This window comes from Nocardioides sp. (assembly GCF_036374615.1).
GTDB lineage: Bacteria > Actinomycetota > Actinomycetes > Propionibacteriales > Nocardioidaceae > Nocardioides.
On record NZ_DASUTK010000140.1, the window covers coordinates 1 to 16965 of the forward strand.

Here is a 16965-nt window from a genome sequence, read left to right on the forward strand (position 1 = left end):
TTGCCGGAGCTGCCCTGGCCGACCCGGCTGCTGGCGCGGTTCGATGCGCGCGACCACCTCGACGGCGGTCGTCAGGGCGGGGGCATCCGCGGGGACGTGTCACGTTTCCTGGCCCACCGCGGAGTCGAGCTCGTCCCGTCCGACCGGGTGCTCATGCTCGCGCACGCGCGTGTGCTGGGTCACACGTTCGATCCGCTGACCGTCTTCTGGTGCCTCGCTCCCAACGGCGCCCTCAAGGCGACGGTGTTCGAGGTGCACAACACCTACGGCGAGCGCCATGCCTACCTCCTCGACGTCGACGACACCGGGCGGGCGGACGTGGAGAAGGACTTCTACGTCTCGCCCTTCAACGACACCAGCGGCCGCTACGACGTCCGACTCCACCTCTCGACAGACAGGGTGACGGTCCGCGTCGGCCTCGACCGGGCCGGCGAGCGCGTGCTCACGGCGGTCGCGACGGGCACTCCGATTCCGGGGACGCCCCAGTCACTGCGCCGTGTCTTCGGGCGGCACCTGTTCATCACTCACCGCGTGAGCCTGCTCATCCGCTGGCACGGCGTGCGCCTCTGGCTGGCGCGCCTGCCGGTCCTTCCCCGACCCGTCCACCACCAGGAGGCCGTCCGATGACGACCATCAGCATTCCCGCCGTACGCCTGCCCGCCCGGCCCCGACCGTCGATCCGCGCCGAGGTTGCACGGCGCATCCTGACGGCCGTGGCCGGACGCGTGCCGGTCGACGTTCGACTGCCCGACGGCAGTCTGCTCGACGGCGGTTCCCCCGACGTCGACGTGCGCCCGGTTCTCGAGGTGGTCCGACCCGACGCGCTGTACCGGCGGATCGCGGCCCATCCCAAGATCGGCATCGGGGAGGGGTACGTCGCCGGTGACTGGCGGGCCGGTGCAGGCACCGACCTGGCGCAGCTCCTGCTGCCGTTCGCCGAGCGGTTGACCGACGTGCTTCCCCCGGCTCTGACCCGGCTACGCCGCCTGGTCGATCGGCCGATCCCTTCGGCGCACCGGAACTCGCTGCTGGGCGCGCGACGCAACATCGAATCGCACTACGACCTCAGCAACGACCTCTTCGCCGCATTTCTCGACGAGACGATGACCTACAGCTCGGCTCTCTTCGACGAGGCCCGGCCCTACGCCGATCAAGACCTGGTGGAGGCCCAGATGCGCAAAGTGCGGGCGGTCCTCGACCTCGCGGGCGTCCAGTCCGGCACTCGACTCCTCGAGATCGGGACCGGCTGGGGCTCGCTCGCGGTCGAGGCAGCGCGCCGAGGGGCGACGGTGACGACGGTGACGCTGTCGGTCGAGCAGGCGGCCCTCGCGCAGGAACGGGCCGACGCCGCAGGCCTGGGCCACCTCGTGGAGATCCGGTTGCAGGACTACCGCCAGGTCCGGGGCACCTTCGATGCCGTCGTCAGCGTGGAGATGATCGAAGCGGTGGGGGAGGAGTACTGGCCGACCTACTTCGGCGCGATCGACCGCGTGCTACGGCCAGGCGGCGTCGCCGCGATCCAGGGGATCCTGATGGGACACGACCGCTACCAGGCGACCCGCCACTCCTACGGCTGGATCCAGAAGCACATCTTCCCAGGTGGGCTGATCCCTTCCCTGCAGGCCATCTCGGAGACCGTCGAGCAGCACACCGAGCTGCGCGTCACCCAGGTGCACGCGTTCGGCCGCCACTACGCGGAGACCCTGCGCCGGTGGCGTCGGTCGTTCCTCGCGAGCTGGCCGGAGATCTACGGGCCGGGCTTCGACGAGGAGTTCCGACGCAAGTGGGAGTTCTACCTCGCCTACTGCGAGGCCGGCTTCGACGCCGGCTACCTCGACGTCGCTCACATCCGACTCACGCGCCCCAGCCGGGGAGGAGTCGCGTGAGCGCGAGCGATGGGGACGCGATCCGAGGTCGTCGGTACTGGCTGGTGGGAGCGAGCAGCGGGATCGGCGCCGCCCTGGCGCGTGAGCTCGCAGGCCGCGGGGCATCTGTGGCCGTCAGTGCGCGGCGCGCTGATGATCTCGCGAGAGTCGCCGGGAACGAGATGGTGGCTGTGTGTGTCGACGCCACCGACCGTGCCGCCGTGGCGGTGGCGGCAGAGGAGGTCCGTGCCGGTCTCGGCGGTGTCGACGTCATGGTGTGGTGTGCGGGTTACTGGCGGCAGTTCGACGCCGCCCAGTGGGATGCCGACGTCTTCGCCCGACACGTCGAGGTCAACCTGCTCGGGCTCAACAACGTCCTCGCGGCGGTGCTGCCTCCCATGGTCGAAGCAGGTCGGGGCCACGTCGTCGGGATCGCTTCGGTCGCGGGTTACCGCGGCCTGCCGGGGGCCGAGGCCTACGGGGCGACCAAGGCGGCGCAGATCAACCTGTTGGAGGGCCTGCGCGCTGCGCTCAGCACACACGGCATCCGGGTGACGACCGTCAGCCCGGGTTTCGTGCGCACCGAGATGACCGAGGCCAACGACTTCCCCATGCCGTTCATCATCGAAGCCGATGCAGCAGCCTCAGCCATCGCAGACGGACTGGAACGGCGACGGACCGAGATCGTCTTTCCCCTCGCCATGGCCGCGACGATGAAGCTGGCCCGGCTGGTGCCGGTACGGCTGTGGGGTGCGCTGACCTCTCGATCACGTAACCCCGCACGCGACCGGTAACCGCGCTCGGCCGAGCCGACGGGCCTCCGACCCTGGCAGTCAAGCCTTCCACGCTGGCATGACCGCCGTCCGCCGTCGAAGCGTTATCGACAAACGGACCAGTGCCACCAGCGAGGTGGCGACGAACCTGGCGCCCTGGGGGTGCACGCGTGCCGCCGACCAGGTCGCGTCGTCGTCGTACGAGACCGCACCGTGACCTGGAGGTCGCCAGCCAGACGACGGGTTTGCGACATGGCGTGAATCCGCCGCCAGGACCCGTTGACTTGCCCGTCCAGCACGGGCACGGTCAGCGGCATGGTGGCGACGGTCGCAGCGCGCCAGCCAACGGTGACAGCTCCATACCTGCCCCGTCGGCGTCGCGCAGGCTGGACGGCCACTTCGGGTCGAGCCACACTCGTTCGATGAACACCCCCTTGTCCGACAGGGACGTGGACGGCTTCATCGCTCGAGCAGAGGAAGCTGCTGGCGCCTATGTGCGCGGTGACATGGAGCGCTATCTGGACCTGGTCCATCACGCCGAACAGTTCACCCTGCTGCCGCCGTACGGCGGACCTGCGGGCCGGCACGAGCATCGGGACAGCAGTGTCCGGGCGTCGGCCGGCTTCATCCAAGACGGCGGGGCCGTTCTCGAACACGTCGAGACCCACAGCTGGGACGACACCCTGGTCGTGGCGATGATCGAGCGGCAGCACGGTCGGGTCGAGGGGAGCCCGGACCAGGACCTGTCGTTGAGGGTCACCCACGTCTATCGCCGGATCGAGAACGAGTGGCACCTCGTGCACCGCCACGCCGACCCACTCGTCGACGTGATGTCGCTCGATGATCTACAAGCACTGATGCGTCGCTGAGCAATGGCTCGTGCACCCGGTGCTCAGCGGAAGCGACGGGGGAAGGCGCGGATGATCCCGGTGCTGAGCATGTCGGCCATGCCCAGGATGTGGTGGTGGATCTCGTCGTAGTCGGCCACGCTCTTGGCGTACTCATCGGTCAGCTCGTGGCTGGCCTCGGCCAGCGTCTGGTCGAGGTGGCCCTTCATCGCGGCCCGCATCGTGTCCTGGGGCCAGTAGCGGGGGTTGGCCGCCGCGAGGAAGTCGGCGATGTCATCGGCATTGGCGTACCAGGCGGTGTTGGCCGCGTCGAAGGCGGCAGTGTCCTCTGCCTTGGCCGCCTGCAGCAGCTGGACGGCGATCCCGATGTGGTCCTTCAGCAGCGCGGTCAGCTGGTCGCCTGCGGCCTCGCCGTAGAACGGCTTGATCGCGTCGCCGATGTCCTCCTGGTTCTTCATCAGCCGCGCCGCGGTGGCGTCGAAGCTGGCCGAACCGTCCACGAAGGTGACGATTGCCAGCCGAGTCCAGGTGACGTGGTCCTCCCACAGCTTGCGCATCTCGTCGTGGAAGCCGGCTGCCGCTGCTTTGGGTGTGGCAGCTCGAACGGCGTGGCTGTGGCTGCTGCCCTCGTGGGCCTCGGAGGGGGAGTGCGTGGTGTCGAACAGGCCGCTGGCCAGTGCGGTGGTCAGAGCGAGGCCCGCGAGCAGGGCTAGGAAGCCGCCGCGGCGATTGGCCAGGATCGATGAGCTCATCAGGTTCTCCTTCGGTTGGGTTGTCGTACTGCCACCACCGCCGCGGCCACCTCCAGCAGGGAGACGGCTGTACCGAGGGTGTCGAACGGCTCCACGTGTTCGGTCAGGCCAGGAATGCCAGTGGTCCGCGACAGCAGGTAGGCGGTAGCCACGACGAACAGCAGGGCCGCGACCGCTGCCGACAGCACCCGGTCGGGGAACAGAGCCAGGCCGACGGCGGCTACTGCGAGTGCCACAGTGGCCACAGCGAAGGCGATCCCCATCCGGGTCGACTCACCTGCATGCGGGAGCACCAGGGCGCCGTGGACGCCTGCGGAGGCGGCACAGGCCAGCGCACACAGGTCCGGCTCGTCGACGTGGATCCACGACGGGGTGACGGTCGATGTCGACGTGGTCGGGAGGGCCATGACCATGTTCGTGTCGTCCGCCGCGAGGTTCTTACCGTTCCGGTCGCGCGGGGTAAGAACCGCGTCCCGTCGTGACACCAACAGACATGACCCTTCACAAGTCGCACGCCGTGCCCGGATGCACGAACGGGCCGCCGATCGACGTGCAGACGTGGCGCCGGTGTCGGCTGCTCGAGGCCGGGTTCCCCGCCGTCCTCGCTGAGGCTGTGGCTGTCGATCCGGGGTTCGACCTGCACGCGCTGCTGCAGCTGGTGGACCGAGGCTGCCCGCCGGCCCTGGCCGTCAGGATCGTGGCCCCGCTACCCCGTGAGGTGGCACCGTGACCATCGTGAACCCCACCACCCCCGGCCTGGTCCCCCCGCCGGCGGACGACGCGTGGCCGACGGACCTGACCGACGACGGCCCCGCCGGCCAGCAGGCGCTGGCACGACTGCGCGAGCACCTGCTCCGGGCAGCACGTCACCAGGTCTGGCGGCTGCGTGACCAGCTTCCCGGAGCCGGATCAGGGGACCTCGAAGACCTGGCCCAACAGGCGGCCAACGACGCCCTGGTCGCGGTTCTCCGGCAACTGGGCACCTTCCAGGGGCGCAGTCGCTTCACGACGTGGGCCTACAAGTTTGGCATCCTGCATGCCGGGGTCGCCGTCCGGCGGGAGGCCTGGCGCCACCGCGAGGTTCCCTTGCCTGATGCGCTGACTGTCGTCGATACCACCCCCAGCCCGGCCGCCATCAGCGAAGCCACCCAGCTCGCCCGAGCGGTGGCGGCCGCGATTGCCACCGACCTCACCCCCCATCAGCGTCGCGTCGTGCTGGCCCTCCTGGTGGAGGAGGTGCCTATCGACGTCCTCGCCGATCGACTCGGCAGCACCCGCAACGCCCTCTACAAGACCCTCCACGACGCCCGCCAGCGGCTGCGGGCAGCTCTAGCCGACAGCGGCCACCTCGACAACCGACCTCACCGGAGCACCCCATGACCGAGCCTGGACCGAGCGCCGAGACGATCAGCAGCCTGCTGGCCGACACCAGCCCCTACTTGTCCTGCGACGACTGCTTCGCTCAGATCGACGAGTACGTCGAGCGAAGCATGGCGGACCCGCGCTACGACGACCCCGCCATGACGGCGCACCTGGCGGGCTGCGGTGCCTGCGCCGAAGAGGCCGCAACACTCCGGGAACTGATCAGCCAAGCCCCCGGCTGAACCACCAGGACACGACCCATGACGACCGCCGGCACCGCCGATGACCACGGCGTTCGTTCTTTCCGGGGGCGGCAGCCTGGGCGCCGTCCAGGTCGGCATGCTCCAGGCCCTCGCGGCTCGCGGCGTCGAGCCGGACATGCTGGTCGGCACCTCTGCCGGCGCCCTGAACGCCGCCTGGGTCGCAGGCCACGGCACCTCGACGCAGTCCCTCGCTGGCCTCGCTCGAGTCTGGGTCGGGCTCCGGAGACGAGACGTCTTCCCGCTCGACGCCCGCGCCGCTTTGCGCGGGGTTCTCGGACGCAGCCCAGCCGTGAGCTCGCCAGACCGATTGCGGCAGCTCGTCGCGACCAACGCGGGAATCGTGACCTTCGACGAGGCACGGATCCCGCTGCACCTGGTCGCGGCAGACCTGCTCAGTGGACAGAACGTCACCATCTCCAGCGGACCCCTGATCAGGGGCGTCCTGGCGAGCTCCGCCATCCCAGGCGTGTTCCCACCGGTCACCGTGAACGGCCGCCACCTCATCGACGGTGGCGTCGCCGAGCACACCGGCATCACCCAAGCCGTCGGCCTCGGTGCCACCGTGATCTACGTCCTGACAGCCGGCACCCCGTGTGCCCTGCTCACGCCGCCCTCGTCCGCGATCGGAACGGCCGTCCAGGCACTGACACTCCTCATCGAGCAGCGACTGGCCCGCGAGATCTCAGACCTGGCAGGGACGACGACCATCAAGGTCCTGCCACCGCTGTGTCCACTCAGCACCTCCGCCGTCGACTTCAGCCGTGGGGCCGAGCTCATCTCCCGCGCCCGCCGAGCCTCCCTGGACTGGATGGCTCACGGCAACATCGACCTCCCCGAACCCGAACGCTTCCTCGCCTTGCACCGGCATCACCCCAAGCCGCCGACCCGACACCCGAGCGGGTTCATCCGCTGAGTGCTGCGGGAGGCAGACAGACCGGATCGAGGTCGCGGAGCAGCCGCACCTCCTCGCCCATCGAGTCGCTCAGCTCGAGCAACAGCGTCGGGATCCGGTCGAGGTCCCACGAGAAGGAGGCGATGGCGTCGGTGGTCGCGAGCAACCGGGCCGACAGACAGTCCCGGGTCCTCTGGTAGGAGGCCAGGGCGACCTCTTCGGTGGCGTTTCCTGATGCCGCCTCGATGATCGCGCGGGCGAGCAGCTCACCGTCACGGAGGGCGTCGCTGAGCCCGTGGGAGGTGATCGGGTCCTTGAAGTAGCCGGCGTCACCGACCAACGCCCATCCGTGCCCGTACGAGCGTCGGAAGAAGCCGGGCCTCGAGGAGAACACCTTGAGCCGCCCGGGAGCCGGAGTAGCGCTCCGGAACGCGTCGGGTGCGGCTCGGCTGAGGAGCCGGGTGTAGGCGCGTGCCACCCCGCCGCCGCGTGACTCGGATCGGAGGTCCCGGCGCGGAACCGCGGCGAACACGCAGGCCTGACCGTCGTTGGTGGGGAAGAGTCCGGCCGCCACGCCCGGGCGGTAGAACAGCTCGTAGCGGTCGACGGGCAGCCCACTCCAATAGCCGTAGATGAAGCTCGCGGCGTTGGTGCCGGCACGCTCCACGGGTGCCCCGGCAAGGTGCGCGACCCTCGAGCCCATGCCGTCCGCGCCGACCGTGATCCGTGCGCCGGCCGTGAAGGGCGCGCCTGAGGCGTCGCGCCCGATCACGCCGGTCACTCGCCCGTCATCGTCGCGGTGCAGACCGGTGACGGTGATCCCGAACCTGGTCTCGACCCCCGCCTCGCGGGCCGCGTCGACCAGGATCGGGTCGAGGACAGTGCGGCGCGGGGCGTAGAGGGCGTCGACCCCCGCCTGCGGCTTGATCGGCACCTCGACCTGCTCCTCGCCGTAGTGGAAGACGCTCGCGAGCACCGGCGGTGTGCCTGCGGCGACCACCCGGTCCAGCAGGCCCCAACGCTTCAGCTGCAGCACCGCGGCTCGCAACAGCGCGTGGGTGGAGATGGTGTCGTCGCCGTACCGGCAACGATCGACCATCAGCACCCGCAGGCCGGCGCGCGCCAGGACCATCGCGGTCATGGCGCCCGCAGGCCGGGCGCCCACCACGACGACGTCGTAGCGGGCGGAGATCACGCCTCGACCTCGATGCTGACCGGTACGCCGTTGGTGAGGACGTCGTAGACAGCAGAACGCAGCCGCGACTGCTCGACCAGCCCACGCAGCTTGTCGGGATCGTCGCCCTCCAGGCGGAAGCTGATCCGAATCTGCTCGTAGCCGTTGCGGACCTCGTCGGACAGACCGAGGATTCCGAGCAGGTTGATGTCACCCTCGACCGTGGACTCGACCGAGGTCAGCTCGACCCCTCGCACGGCGGCGATGTTGGCCAAGCCCGACGTCAGGCAGGCCGCAAGTGCGTGCAGCAGGAACTCGACGGGCGTCGGTGCGTTGTCCGCTCCCACCAGGACCTCCGGGTGGTCGGCGTCGAACGTGGCCTGCTGCCGGTGGGCGAGCTCCTGACCGGCGCCGTAGAAGCCGTGGATCGTCGAGCGGTTGTGCGTCCCGTTGACCCACCGGTTGGTGGCGCGGAACTGGAACTTCGCGATCTCGGGGCTGGCCTTCACAGCGTCGAGGGTGGCGAAGAGCGTGGCGGTGTCGACGCCGTTGCGCATCGGGGACTCGGTGGTGGTGCTCATGAGGTGGATCTCCTTTTCAGATCGACATGCGATGCTTCTCGCATGTGGCCACTGTCTGCGTCTGCCGGCACCGCGACATCCGTGCCGACCACCGATCCACCACTGATCGGTCACTGACCGCGGGCGGCACCGTGTCCGAGTCCCGACTGCTGAGCGAGGCCGCTGTCTCCGCACGAGAGGCAGAGGTCCTGGCGTTGGTGGGCGAGCGCCTCACGAACGCACAGATTGCGGGTCGCCTGTTCATCTCGGTCCGGACCGTCGAGAGCCACGTGTCCTCGCTGTTGCGGAAGCTGGACGTCACCGATCGCCACGCCCTTGCCGAGCTCGCCACGTCGCTCGACGGGACGACCGGCGTCGCCGGCGAGACCGTGGCGCCGATCCGGTACGCGAGGAGCGACGATCTCAACATCGCCTACCAGGTCACTGGTGGGGGAGACGGGGATCTCGTGCTGGTCGCCGGCTTCGTCTCGCACCTCATGCTCGACTGGACCGAACGACGGCACGCCCACTTCCTGCACCGCCTCGGCACCTTCTCCCGCTTGATCCGCTTCGACAAGCGGGGGACCGGCATGTCGGACCGGCCGCACGGGCTTCCCGACATCGAGACCCGGATGGGCGACGTCGCGGCCGTCATGGATGCTGCGCGGTCCGAGCAGGCCGTGCTCTTCGGTTACTCCGAGGGTGGGCCGATGTCGATCCTCTACGCGGCCAGCCACCCCGAGCGGGTCCGGGGGCTGGTCATCTACTCGAGCTACGCGCGGCGGATGCGGGCGCCGGACTACCCGTGGGGCTTCCTTCCCGAGGAGCGAGCTCGGTACGCCGCACAGCTCGAGCAGGACTGGGCGTTCGAGGCGGACATGCGCACGATGTGCCCGAACGCGGACGACGAGCTCGCTCGGTGGTGGGGAGAGCGGTGTCGCGCGGCCGCCAGTCCTGGTGCGGCTCGGGCACTGATCGAGATGGCCTCGCTGATCGACGTCCGTGACGCTCTGGGCGCCGTGCAGGCTCCCACGCTCGTGCTGCACCGCCGCGACGACATCGACGCCGACGTCGAGGAGGGCCGGTACCTGGCCGAGCGGATCCCCGGCGCGCAGTTCATCGAGCTGGACGGTGCCGACCACTTCATCGCCGTGGATCCTGACCAGATCCTCGACCCGGTGGAGGACTTCGTCCGGGGCCTGGGCTCCTCGGACCCGACGGAGTCCTCCCTGACCACGCTCCTCGCCGTCCAGCTCGCGGAGTCCCTCGACCCGGCGTGGGTCCGCGGCATCGTGCGGGACGTGCTCGAGGAGTACAAGGGGGTGCCCGCCATCGCCGACGGCGCGATGGTGCTCGCCACGTTCGACGGTCCCGGACGGGCGGTGCGGTGCGGCCGCGCCATCGCCGACCATGCGGCGCGCGCCAACCTGCACCTCTCCGTCGGCGTGCACACGGCTGAGATCGCTCGGCGTGGCGCACACGTCTCTGGAGCCGGGGTGGATGTCGCGCAGGCGGTCGCCGATCGCGCGGCGACCGGCGAGGTGTGGTTGACCTCGACGGTGCGCGACCTCACCGCGGACTCGGATCTCTCGTTCGAGCCACGGGTACAGCTCGACACCTCGTCCGACCGTCGGCTGGAGCTGGTCGCCGTGCGGGACTCCGGCCACTGACGCCGCGCGCTCACCCCCGAGGCGGAGCAGCCGGTGGCTCGGAAGGCCCCGGCGTGGGCAGCACATGGATGGTCACGAAGGCGACGACGACGGCGACGATCACCTGGGGGGTCACAGCCATCCCGTCGTCACCCATCAACAGGACCGCGAGCAGGGTGGCGGTCAGGGGCAGCCGGAGCATCGCGCAGCTCATCGCGCCGATGCCCATCCCGATCGCCGGCGCCAGCTCCATCCCCGGCAGCCCGCTGACCGCGATGCCCAGCGCGGCGCCGATGAACAGCGCGGGGAAGACTGGACCACCGCGGAAGGCGCTCAGCGACATCCCGTACGCCAGGCTCTTGCAGAGGACGAGCAGCAGCATCGCTCCAGTCGTCGCACCTGCCGCGTGCTCGACCAGCTCCGGGAGCCCCTCCTGGCCGGAGAAGAGCACCATGGTGTAGCTGTGGTCGGAGGCCAGCTGGTAGGCCATCGCGATCAGCCCGACCGCCAGGCCGAGTGCCGAGGTGACCAGCCACCGGTTCGCGTGCACCAGCGGGCGCAGCCACCGTGCGAGCCAGAGGACCAGCCAGCACAACAGCGCCCCGGCCACCCCCATCGGCACCGCCCAGCCCAGCGTGGCCAGCGTCGGCGGCCCGCTCGGAGGAACCGTGGGCAGCGCCAGCGAGAACGTGCCGAGTCCCGTCCAGTCGTCCAGCCCGAGGAAGACAAGCGCCCCCGTTCCCGAGGCGAGCAGGCCCGGGAGCGCCACCAGGCTCAGCGTCGTCCCGGTGAGACCGGCTGCCTCCATGATCAGGAACGCGCCGAGCACCGGAGAGCCCAGCAGGGTGCTGATCGCGGCGAAGCTGCCGGCCGACGCCATGATCGTCCCGGCCATGGGTGGGGCGTCCTTCTTGGTGAACCGCACGGCGAGCGCCCCCAGCCCGGCGCCGATCGCGATGAGCGGTGCCTCCGGCCCGAGCACCACCCCCAGACTGAGCGTGGCCAACGCGGCAAGTGCGATGCCAGGCAGCTCTCGGAGCACCGGCGGTCCACCCCCGACCTGGAACCCCAGGGCGGGGGAGTGGCCGCCGCTCCCGGGGAGATGCCGGATCGTCGCAGCGGTCAGGACTCCTGCCAGCAGGAGCCACGGCACGGGCCACCACGCCGGCGTCGTGCTGTCGAAGACCTGCTCCGGAAGATCGGTAAACACCGCCTCTTGCACGGCCGTGGTCAGGGCCAGGAAACCGTAGGCGACGGCCGAGATCGGTACACCTGCGAGCGCGGCGAGCACCAGCGCACCGACGTACGACCTCGAGCGGAGCACCGCCACCGGGTCGAGAGGGACCGGTCCTTCGGAAGCTCCGTCGCCGGCGCGCTGACTCATCGACGTGGGTGATCAGGCTCGGGAACGCTCGGACTTGGGGTCGTACATCGGGCTGACCGAGGCGCGAGCAGGCCAACGTTGGCTGGCCACCTCGATCTCGTAGGAGCCGGTCTCGAACCAGGAGCGCGGCAGGCCGGGCTCGGGGCCCGTCACGTAGCCCAGTCCGACCGCGCGGCCGAGAGTGTGCCCGTACGCCGCCGAGGCGATCGTGCCCACGAGCACTCCGTCGCGGTAGATCGGCTCGTCGTGCAGCAGCAGGGGCTCAGGGTCCTCGAGCGCGAACTGCACCAGACGCCGGCCGACGCCGGTCTCCTTCTGACGCAGCAGTGCCTCCCGTCCACAGAAGCCGCCCGGCTTGTCCCAGGCCACGGCGAACCCGAGCCCGGCCTCGAGCGGGGTGTCGCCGGCGGAGATGTCGTGGCCCCAGCTGCGGTAGGCCTTCTCCATGCGGAGCGTGTTGAGGGCGTAGTAGCCGGCCGGCCGCAATCCGACCGGGGCGCCGGCGCCCAACAGGGTGTCCCACACGTGGACGGCGATGTCGCTGGGCACCAGCAGCTCCCAGCCCAGCTCGCCGACGTAGGTGATCCTCGTGGCCCTGACGAAGCCCAGCCCGAGGTCGATCATGCGCGAGCTGCCGAACGGGAAGCCCTCGCCCGAAAGATCCGCGTCACTCAGGTCCTGGAGGAGCCGCCTCGACTCGGGTCCCATCACGCAGATCATCGCCAGGGTGCCGGAGACGTCGGCGACCGTCGCGCGCTCGGTGTCGGCCGTCGCGCGGCGCAGCCAGTCAAGGTCTCGCTCGTGCGTGGCGGGCGCGGTGAGCACGAGGAACTCGTCCTCGTCGAGCCGCGTGACCGTCAGGTCCGCCTCGATCCCGCCGGCGTCGTCGAGCCACTGGGTGTAGACGATCCGACCGGGCTCGACGTCCACATCGTTGGCCGACACGACCTGCAGGACCCGGAGGGCGTCCTTCCCCTGCACCAGGAACTTGCCGTAGGACGACGTGTCCAGCATGCCGACGCCGGTCCGCACCGCCTGGTGCTCCTCGGCCGAACGGGCGAACCAGGAGGGGCGTCCCCAGGTCAGGGTCTCCTCCCGGTCGTCGCCGTCGAGCGCGTACCAGTTCGGGCGCTCCCAGCCCTTGAGCTCACCGAACACCGCCCCGGCGGCGTCGGTGCACGGGTGCAGGACGGTACGCCGCAGCGGCCGGGCAGTCTGTCTTTGCTCGAACGGCCAGTGCACGCCGTACGCGAGGTCGAGCGTCTCGGTCACGCGCTGCTCGAGGAACCGTCGGTTCGTCTCGTGCGGCAGGGTTCGCCGCGGGTCGGCCTCGGGCAGGTCGACGGAAGGCTTGCCGGTGACGATCCACTCGGCGAGCACCGCTCCAGCGCCTGGCCCGCTCAACATGCCCACCGAGTTGAACCCGGCTGCCACGAAGTAGTTGTCGAGACCGGGCACCGGACCCAGGTGGTACAGCCCGTCCGGTGTGAAGCTCTCCGGACCGCAGAAGAAGAGCCGGATCCCCGCATCGGCCAGCAACGGGATCCGCTCGATCATGCGCTCGTAGAAAGGCCCGAGGTGGTCCCAGTCCTCGGGCAGCTGGGTGAACGACGACCCCTCGGGGATGCCCTGGCTGGCCCACGGGTAGCTCCCGGGCTCGAAGAAGCCGACCATCAACGACCCGGCGTCGTCCTTCACGTACGACCAGTCGTCGGCGCTCTTGATCGTGGGCATCCACTCGGGCAGACCAGGGATCTTCTCGGTCACCACGTAGTAGTGGGCGAGTGCCTGGACCGGGTGCTGGACGCCGGCCAGGGCGCCGACCTGCCGGCCCCACATCCCGGTGCAGTTGACGACGTACTCCGCCTCGACGTCCCCGAGCGTGGTGCGTACGCCGGTGACCCGCCGCCGCGTGCGCTCGATGCCAGTCACCTGCACCCGCTCCCGGACGGTGGCACCACCTTGGCGGGCACCCTTCGCCAGCGACCTGGTGATGTCGGTGGCGGTGGCCCGCCCCTCCTCGGGGTAGTACAAGGCTCCTCGCAGCCCCGTCGGGTCCAGCGGCGGGAAGAGTGCCACCGTCTCCTCGGGATCGAGGAGCTCCATGGTCACTCCGCTGCCGCGAGCCACCGACGCCTGTCGCAGCAGCTCCTGCCAGCGGTCTTCGCCCATCGCCAGGTGCAGGGTTCCCGTCTCCTGGTATCCCGTCGAGAGGCCGGTCTCCGCCTCGAGCCCTCGGAAGACCTCCAGGCTGTGCTGGACGACCTTCCGCGTGCCGGCCGTGGGCCGTGCGGTCGTGACCAGGCCAGCCGCGTGCCAGGTGGTGCCGGAGGTGAGCTCGTGCTGCTCGAGCAGGAGCACGTCCTGCCAGCCCAGTCGGGTCAGGTGGTAGGCGACGCTGCAGCCGGCGACCCCGCCACCGATCACGACCACCCGGGCACGTGAGGGCAGGCTGTCGACCACGTGTCCCTCCCCTTGGTTCAGTCCAGGCCTGCCGCTGCGCGAACCGCCCGGGACTCGGGTCCGGCAGGGCTGGGCTCACGGTAGCGGCCACCGGCCACCGGGTGCATCCCTCTGCCCGGCTCATAGAGCGTGCCGACGGGGCGTGCCATCATCGAGCCATGGCGCTCGTCCTGCTCACCGGCGCATCCGGATTCCTCGGGATCCACGTCGTACAGAGGTTGCTGGACCAGGGGTACGACGTCCGGGCGTTCGTGCGGTCACCCGATCGGCTGCGTCGCAACCTCGCCCCGCTGGGCGTCGACGTCGACGACTCCCGGCTCCAGGTCATCACCGGCGACATGACCGACGCGTCGGCGGCCCGTGATGCAGTCCGAGGGTGCGAGTACGCCGTGCACGCCGCGGCCACGTTCTCCTACCGGCGTCGGGACGCCGACCGGATGCTGCGTGAGAACTGCGTGGGCACGACGACGGTCCTGGATGCCGCCATCGACGAGGGCTGCGCCGGGATCGTGCACGTCTCCTCCACGGTGGCCCTCCTGCAGCCTGGCGGCACGGCTACCGGGAACAGCCCCCTGGGGGTCGCCCTCGGGCCCTACACCGAGAGCAAGATCGAGTCCGAGCGGGTCGCGCGGGAACTCCAGGAGACGGGCGCTCCAGTTGCGATCGTCAACCCCGGTGGCGTCCTGGGGCCGCACGACCCCTACCTCGGCGAGAGCGCCGACTCCATTCGAGAGATCCTCCGTGGACGGCTTCCGACCTGGCCGCGGGGACGACTCCAGTGGGTCGACGTCCGGGACACGGCGGAGGTCGTCGCGGCGGCCCTGCAGCGCCCGGGCAGGCGCTACCTGGTGCCGGGGGACACGGTGGAGCTGCCGCACGAGCCGCTGCGCGAGGTGACGGGTCGCCGACTGCCCGCCGTGCGGGTGCCAGTCACCGCAGCGCTGCCCCTGCTGCACCTCGGCTACCGCACCGGCTGGCCACTACTGCCGCATGCGATCGAGGGTGCACGGGTGATCGCGCAGGGCGCGACGGTGGACTACTCGGCGACGGTCTCGGACCTCGGCATCGAGGGCCGGCCGCTGACCGAGTCGTTGACCGACACGATCCGCTGGCTGGTCGACGCGGGACACATCTCGCGCCGCGCCGCCGGGCGAGCTGAGCCTCAGCTCGCTCCGGCCGGGTGAGCCTGCTCTGACGTCGGGCCGGACGAAGACCTCACCGGGCGAGGCGGGACGACACGGACCGGGCAGGCAGCGGTGCGCAGCACGCCCCGTGCGGTCCCACCGAGGTGGGTGGCGGCGGGCACCCCGTGGGCCCGGCGTACCAGGACGAGGAGGTCGGCGTCACGCGACGCCTGCTCCAGCGCCGTCGGCGCGTAGTCGTGCACGACCTTCGTCTCGACCGTCACGTCGGGGTACACCCGGCGCCACGGGGCCAGGACCTCGTCGAGCTCCTTGGTCGTCCGCTCGGTCCACTCCTCGGTCGCTACCCGGTCGGCGATGATGTCGTCGTAGCCGCCGGGCAGCCGCCAGGCGTGCAGGACGAGCAACGTGGCACTGCGCGCCGAGGCGACGGCGAAGGCCTCACCCAGCAGCTCCTCGGCGTGTGCGGGGGCCTTGACGCCCACCACGACGAGGCCGTGGTCGGCAGCCGGGTCCCAGTCGTGTGGCACCGAGGTCACCGGGCAGGTCGCACGCGACGCAACACCCGTGACGGTGTTGCCCAGGAGGAGTCGGTCGAGCAGCGGCCGTTTGTCCTGCCCCACCACGAGCTGGGAGGCGTCCGTGGCCGCGCCGGCGAGCTCGTGATGACGCACCCCGCGGCGCAACTCTGTCTCGATCGTGAGATCCGGGGCCACAGCGCGGACCTCGGACTCCGCGCGCTCGAGGATCCGTTCTCCGGTCCCGACCAAATCGATCGGCGGCAACGCCATCATCGGAGCAGGCGGCATCGCGGAGTAGGTCGGGACGACGTGCACCAGCTTGAGCGGTGCTTCGAGTCGGCGCGCCTCGCCGACGGCGAACAGGGTTGCGGCGCGACTTCCGCTCGAACCGTCGACTCCCACGACGACTGGACTGGCGGTCACGGCGTTCATGATGCTGCACCTCCGTGTGCTCGAGGGGTTCCTGCACTTCCATCCTCAGCGGCTCGGCGACGTCCCCACAGGGCCTGCGTACCCGCCGGGCATGGGCCCTTGGTCCCGGCGGGCCGCTGGCCCGGGATCCGCTGCGTGAGCGGACCCGGGCTAGACGGCGGCTCCGACGCCGATCATGACGGCGCAGACCACCAGGAGGATGCCGACCAGGGGCAGCACGAACCGGAGGTAGCGGTCGTAGCGCACCTTGGCGAGTGCCAGGCCACCCATCACCACGGCGGAGGTCGGGGTGATCAGGTTCACGATGCCCGATGCCGACTGGTAGGCCGTCACGACCATCGACCGGGGGACGTCGGCGAAGTCGGCGAGGGGCGCCAGGATCGGCATCGCCAGTGCCGCGTGCCCGGACGTGGACGGGACCAGGAAGGCGAGCGGGATGTTGATCAGGAACATCACGACCGCGAAGATCCCGGAGTTGGTGTTGCTCACCATCTCCTCCATCGAGTGCAGGATCGTCCCGATGATCTCGGAGTTGTTCATGATCACTGTGACGCCACGTGCCAGGACGATGATCAGGCCGACGCCGATGAAGTCGCCCGCACCCTTGACGACGGTGTCGGTGATTCCCTTCTCGCCGAGGCCGCCGATCAGGCCGACGACCAGGGACATGACGATGAAGAGCGCCGCCAGCTCGGGGAAGTACCAGTCGAGCTGCCAGTTGAAGCTGTCTGCGTCCGGCCCGTTGATGACCTGCGCCCAGGGCACGATCGCGAAGATCATGAAGGCAAAGGTCACGCCGACGACGGCGAGCACGGACTTCTCGCGTCCGGTCAGCGCGGGTACGTCGCGCAGGCCCTGGGCCCGCAGCTCGTCGTCACCCTCGAC

At 70.2% G+C, this 16965-nt stretch carries 19 protein-coding genes; 11 read left to right on the forward strand and 8 right to left on the reverse strand.

Going from position 1 to position 16965, the window contains the following annotated elements; all coding sequences use genetic code 11:
• From VFZ39_RS11000 to VFZ39_RS11020, 5 genes are all read left to right on the forward strand, one after another.
• Positions 1–627: DUF1365 domain-containing protein (locus VFZ39_RS11000; RefSeq protein WP_330865794.1), on the forward strand; the 627-nt coding region annotated here is incomplete at its 5' end.
• Positions 624–1886, forward strand: a complete 1263-nt coding sequence (locus VFZ39_RS11005; protein WP_330865795.1) for a cyclopropane-fatty-acyl-phospholipid synthase family protein — start codon at positions 624–626, stop codon at positions 1884–1886. The genes VFZ39_RS11000 and VFZ39_RS11005, both read left to right, overlap by 4 nt.
• The gene (locus tag VFZ39_RS11010; RefSeq protein ID WP_330865796.1) at positions 1883–2659 is read left to right on the forward strand and encodes an SDR family NAD(P)-dependent oxidoreductase; all 777 of its coding nucleotides are present in this window, start codon (positions 1883–1885) and stop codon (positions 2657–2659) included. Before VFZ39_RS11005 ends, VFZ39_RS11010 begins: the two co-directional genes overlap by 4 nt.
• A 58-nt stretch (positions 2660–2717) precedes the next feature.
• A complete protein-coding gene (locus tag VFZ39_RS11015) occupies positions 2718–2855 on the forward strand; it encodes a hypothetical protein (RefSeq protein WP_330865797.1) in 138 nt (45 codons plus the stop codon).
• Positions 2856–3060: 205 nt separating this feature from the next.
• Positions 3061–3507 carry a nuclear transport factor 2 family protein gene (locus VFZ39_RS11020; RefSeq protein ID WP_330865798.1) on the forward strand — a complete coding sequence of 149 codons (447 nt, stop codon included), beginning with the start codon at positions 3061–3063 and terminating at the stop codon, positions 3505–3507.
• A gap of 23 nt (positions 3508–3530) precedes the next feature.
• Here the strand turns inward: VFZ39_RS11020 and VFZ39_RS11025 are convergent, their stop codons facing one another.
• On the reverse strand, positions 3531–4238 hold the full coding sequence (locus VFZ39_RS11025; protein ID WP_330865799.1) for a hypothetical protein: 708 nt from the start codon (positions 4236–4238) through the stop codon (positions 3531–3533).
• On the reverse strand, positions 4238–4645 hold the full coding sequence (locus VFZ39_RS11030) for a hypothetical protein (protein WP_330865800.1): 408 nt from the start codon (positions 4643–4645) through the stop codon (positions 4238–4240). The genes VFZ39_RS11025 and VFZ39_RS11030 overlap by 1 nt, the downstream gene beginning before the upstream one ends.
• 86 nt (positions 4646–4731) lie before the next feature.
• Between VFZ39_RS11030 and VFZ39_RS11035 the strand changes: the two genes are divergently transcribed.
• The 4 genes from VFZ39_RS11035 to VFZ39_RS11050 are packed head-to-tail and all read left to right on the forward strand — an operon-like array spanning position 4732 to position 6776.
• Positions 4732–4968, forward strand: coding sequence for a hypothetical protein (locus VFZ39_RS11035; protein ID WP_330865801.1), 237 nt, complete (start codon positions 4732–4734; stop codon positions 4966–4968).
• 5 nt (positions 4969–4973) lie between these two features.
• A complete protein-coding gene (locus tag VFZ39_RS11040; protein WP_330865802.1) occupies positions 4974–5618 on the forward strand; it encodes a sigma-70 family RNA polymerase sigma factor in 645 nt (214 codons plus the stop codon).
• A complete protein-coding gene (locus VFZ39_RS11045; RefSeq protein WP_330865803.1) occupies positions 5615–5842 on the forward strand; it encodes a hypothetical protein in 228 nt (75 codons plus the stop codon). The genes VFZ39_RS11040 and VFZ39_RS11045 overlap by 4 nt, the downstream gene beginning before the upstream one ends.
• A 40-nt stretch (positions 5843–5882) precedes the next feature.
• On the forward strand, positions 5883–6776 hold the full coding sequence (locus tag VFZ39_RS11050; RefSeq protein WP_330865804.1) for a patatin-like phospholipase family protein: 894 nt from the start codon (positions 5883–5885) through the stop codon (positions 6774–6776).
• Here VFZ39_RS11050 and VFZ39_RS11055 read toward each other — a convergent pair.
• A complete protein-coding gene (locus VFZ39_RS11055) occupies positions 6766–7950 on the reverse strand; it encodes an NAD(P)/FAD-dependent oxidoreductase (protein WP_330865805.1) in 1185 nt (394 codons plus the stop codon). The genes VFZ39_RS11050 and VFZ39_RS11055 overlap by 11 nt on opposite strands.
• Entirely contained in the window at positions 7947–8510 is a 564-nt protein-coding gene (locus VFZ39_RS11060) for an OsmC family protein (RefSeq protein ID WP_330865806.1), read from the reverse strand. Before VFZ39_RS11060 ends, VFZ39_RS11055 begins: the two co-directional genes overlap by 4 nt.
• 131 nt (positions 8511–8641) lie before the next feature.
• On the opposite strand from VFZ39_RS11060, the gene VFZ39_RS11065 reads away from it, so the two are divergent.
• Positions 8642–10159, forward strand: a complete 1518-nt coding sequence (locus tag VFZ39_RS11065; protein WP_330865807.1) for an alpha/beta fold hydrolase — start codon at positions 8642–8644, stop codon at positions 10157–10159.
• Positions 10160–10169: 10 nt separating this feature from the next.
• Here VFZ39_RS11065 and VFZ39_RS11070 read toward each other — a convergent pair whose 3' ends face one another.
• Positions 10170–11468: a chloride channel protein gene (locus tag VFZ39_RS11070; RefSeq protein ID WP_330865808.1), complete on the reverse strand. Its 1299-nt coding sequence runs from the start codon at positions 11466–11468 to the stop codon at positions 10170–10172.
• A gap of 66 nt (positions 11469–11534) precedes the next feature.
• The gene (locus tag VFZ39_RS11075) at positions 11535–13985 is read right to left on the reverse strand and encodes an FAD-dependent oxidoreductase (protein WP_330865809.1); all 2451 of its coding nucleotides are present in this window, start codon (positions 13983–13985) and stop codon (positions 11535–11537) included.
• Between the two features lie 158 nt (positions 13986–14143).
• On the opposite strand from VFZ39_RS11075, the gene VFZ39_RS11080 reads away from it, so the two are divergent.
• Positions 14144–15169, forward strand: a complete 1026-nt coding sequence (locus VFZ39_RS11080) for an SDR family NAD(P)-dependent oxidoreductase (protein WP_330865810.1) — start codon at positions 14144–14146, stop codon at positions 15167–15169.
• On the opposite strand, the gene VFZ39_RS11085 is transcribed toward VFZ39_RS11080, so the two are convergent.
• Both VFZ39_RS11085 and VFZ39_RS11090 read right to left on the reverse strand, forming a co-directional pair.
• A complete protein-coding gene (locus VFZ39_RS11085; protein ID WP_330865811.1) occupies positions 15148–16080 on the reverse strand; it encodes a universal stress protein in 933 nt (310 codons plus the stop codon). The two genes, VFZ39_RS11080 and VFZ39_RS11085, sit on opposite strands and share 22 nt — an antisense overlap.
• Before the next feature lie 150 nt (positions 16081–16230).
• Positions 16231–16965 (reverse strand): Na+/H+ antiporter NhaC family protein (locus tag VFZ39_RS11090; protein ID WP_330865812.1); only part of this gene is annotated, 735 nt, incomplete at its 5' end.

Coding starts and splice junctions, on each gene's coding strand:
- VFZ39_RS11005 (WP_330865795.1), top strand. CDS start 624: ATGACGACCATCAGCATTCCCGCCGTACGCCTGCCCGCCCGGCCCCGA.
- VFZ39_RS11030 (WP_330865800.1), bottom strand. CDS start 4,645: ATGGCCCTCCCGACCACGTCGACATCGACCGTCACCCCGTCGTGGATC.
- VFZ39_RS11050 (WP_330865804.1), top strand. CDS start 5,883: ATGACCACGGCGTTCGTTCTTTCCGGGGGCGGCAGCCTGGGCGCCGTC.
- VFZ39_RS11035 (WP_330865801.1), top strand. CDS start 4,732: ATGACCCTTCACAAGTCGCACGCCGTGCCCGGATGCACGAACGGGCCG.
- VFZ39_RS11025 (WP_330865799.1), bottom strand. CDS start 4,238: ATGAGCTCATCGATCCTGGCCAATCGCCGCGGCGGCTTCCTAGCCCTG.
- VFZ39_RS11015 (WP_330865797.1), top strand. CDS start 2,718: ATGACCGCCGTCCGCCGTCGAAGCGTTATCGACAAACGGACCAGTGCC.
- VFZ39_RS11080 (WP_330865810.1), top strand. CDS start 14,144: ATGGCGCTCGTCCTGCTCACCGGCGCATCCGGATTCCTCGGGATCCAC.
- VFZ39_RS11020 (WP_330865798.1), top strand. CDS start 3,061: ATGAACACCCCCTTGTCCGACAGGGACGTGGACGGCTTCATCGCTCGA.
- VFZ39_RS11045 (WP_330865803.1), top strand. CDS start 5,615: ATGACCGAGCCTGGACCGAGCGCCGAGACGATCAGCAGCCTGCTGGCC.
- VFZ39_RS11060 (WP_330865806.1), bottom strand. CDS start 8,510: ATGAGCACCACCACCGAGTCCCCGATGCGCAACGGCGTCGACACCGCC.
- VFZ39_RS11085 (WP_330865811.1), bottom strand. CDS start 16,080: ATGAACGCCGTGACCGCCAGTCCAGTCGTCGTGGGAGTCGACGGTTCG.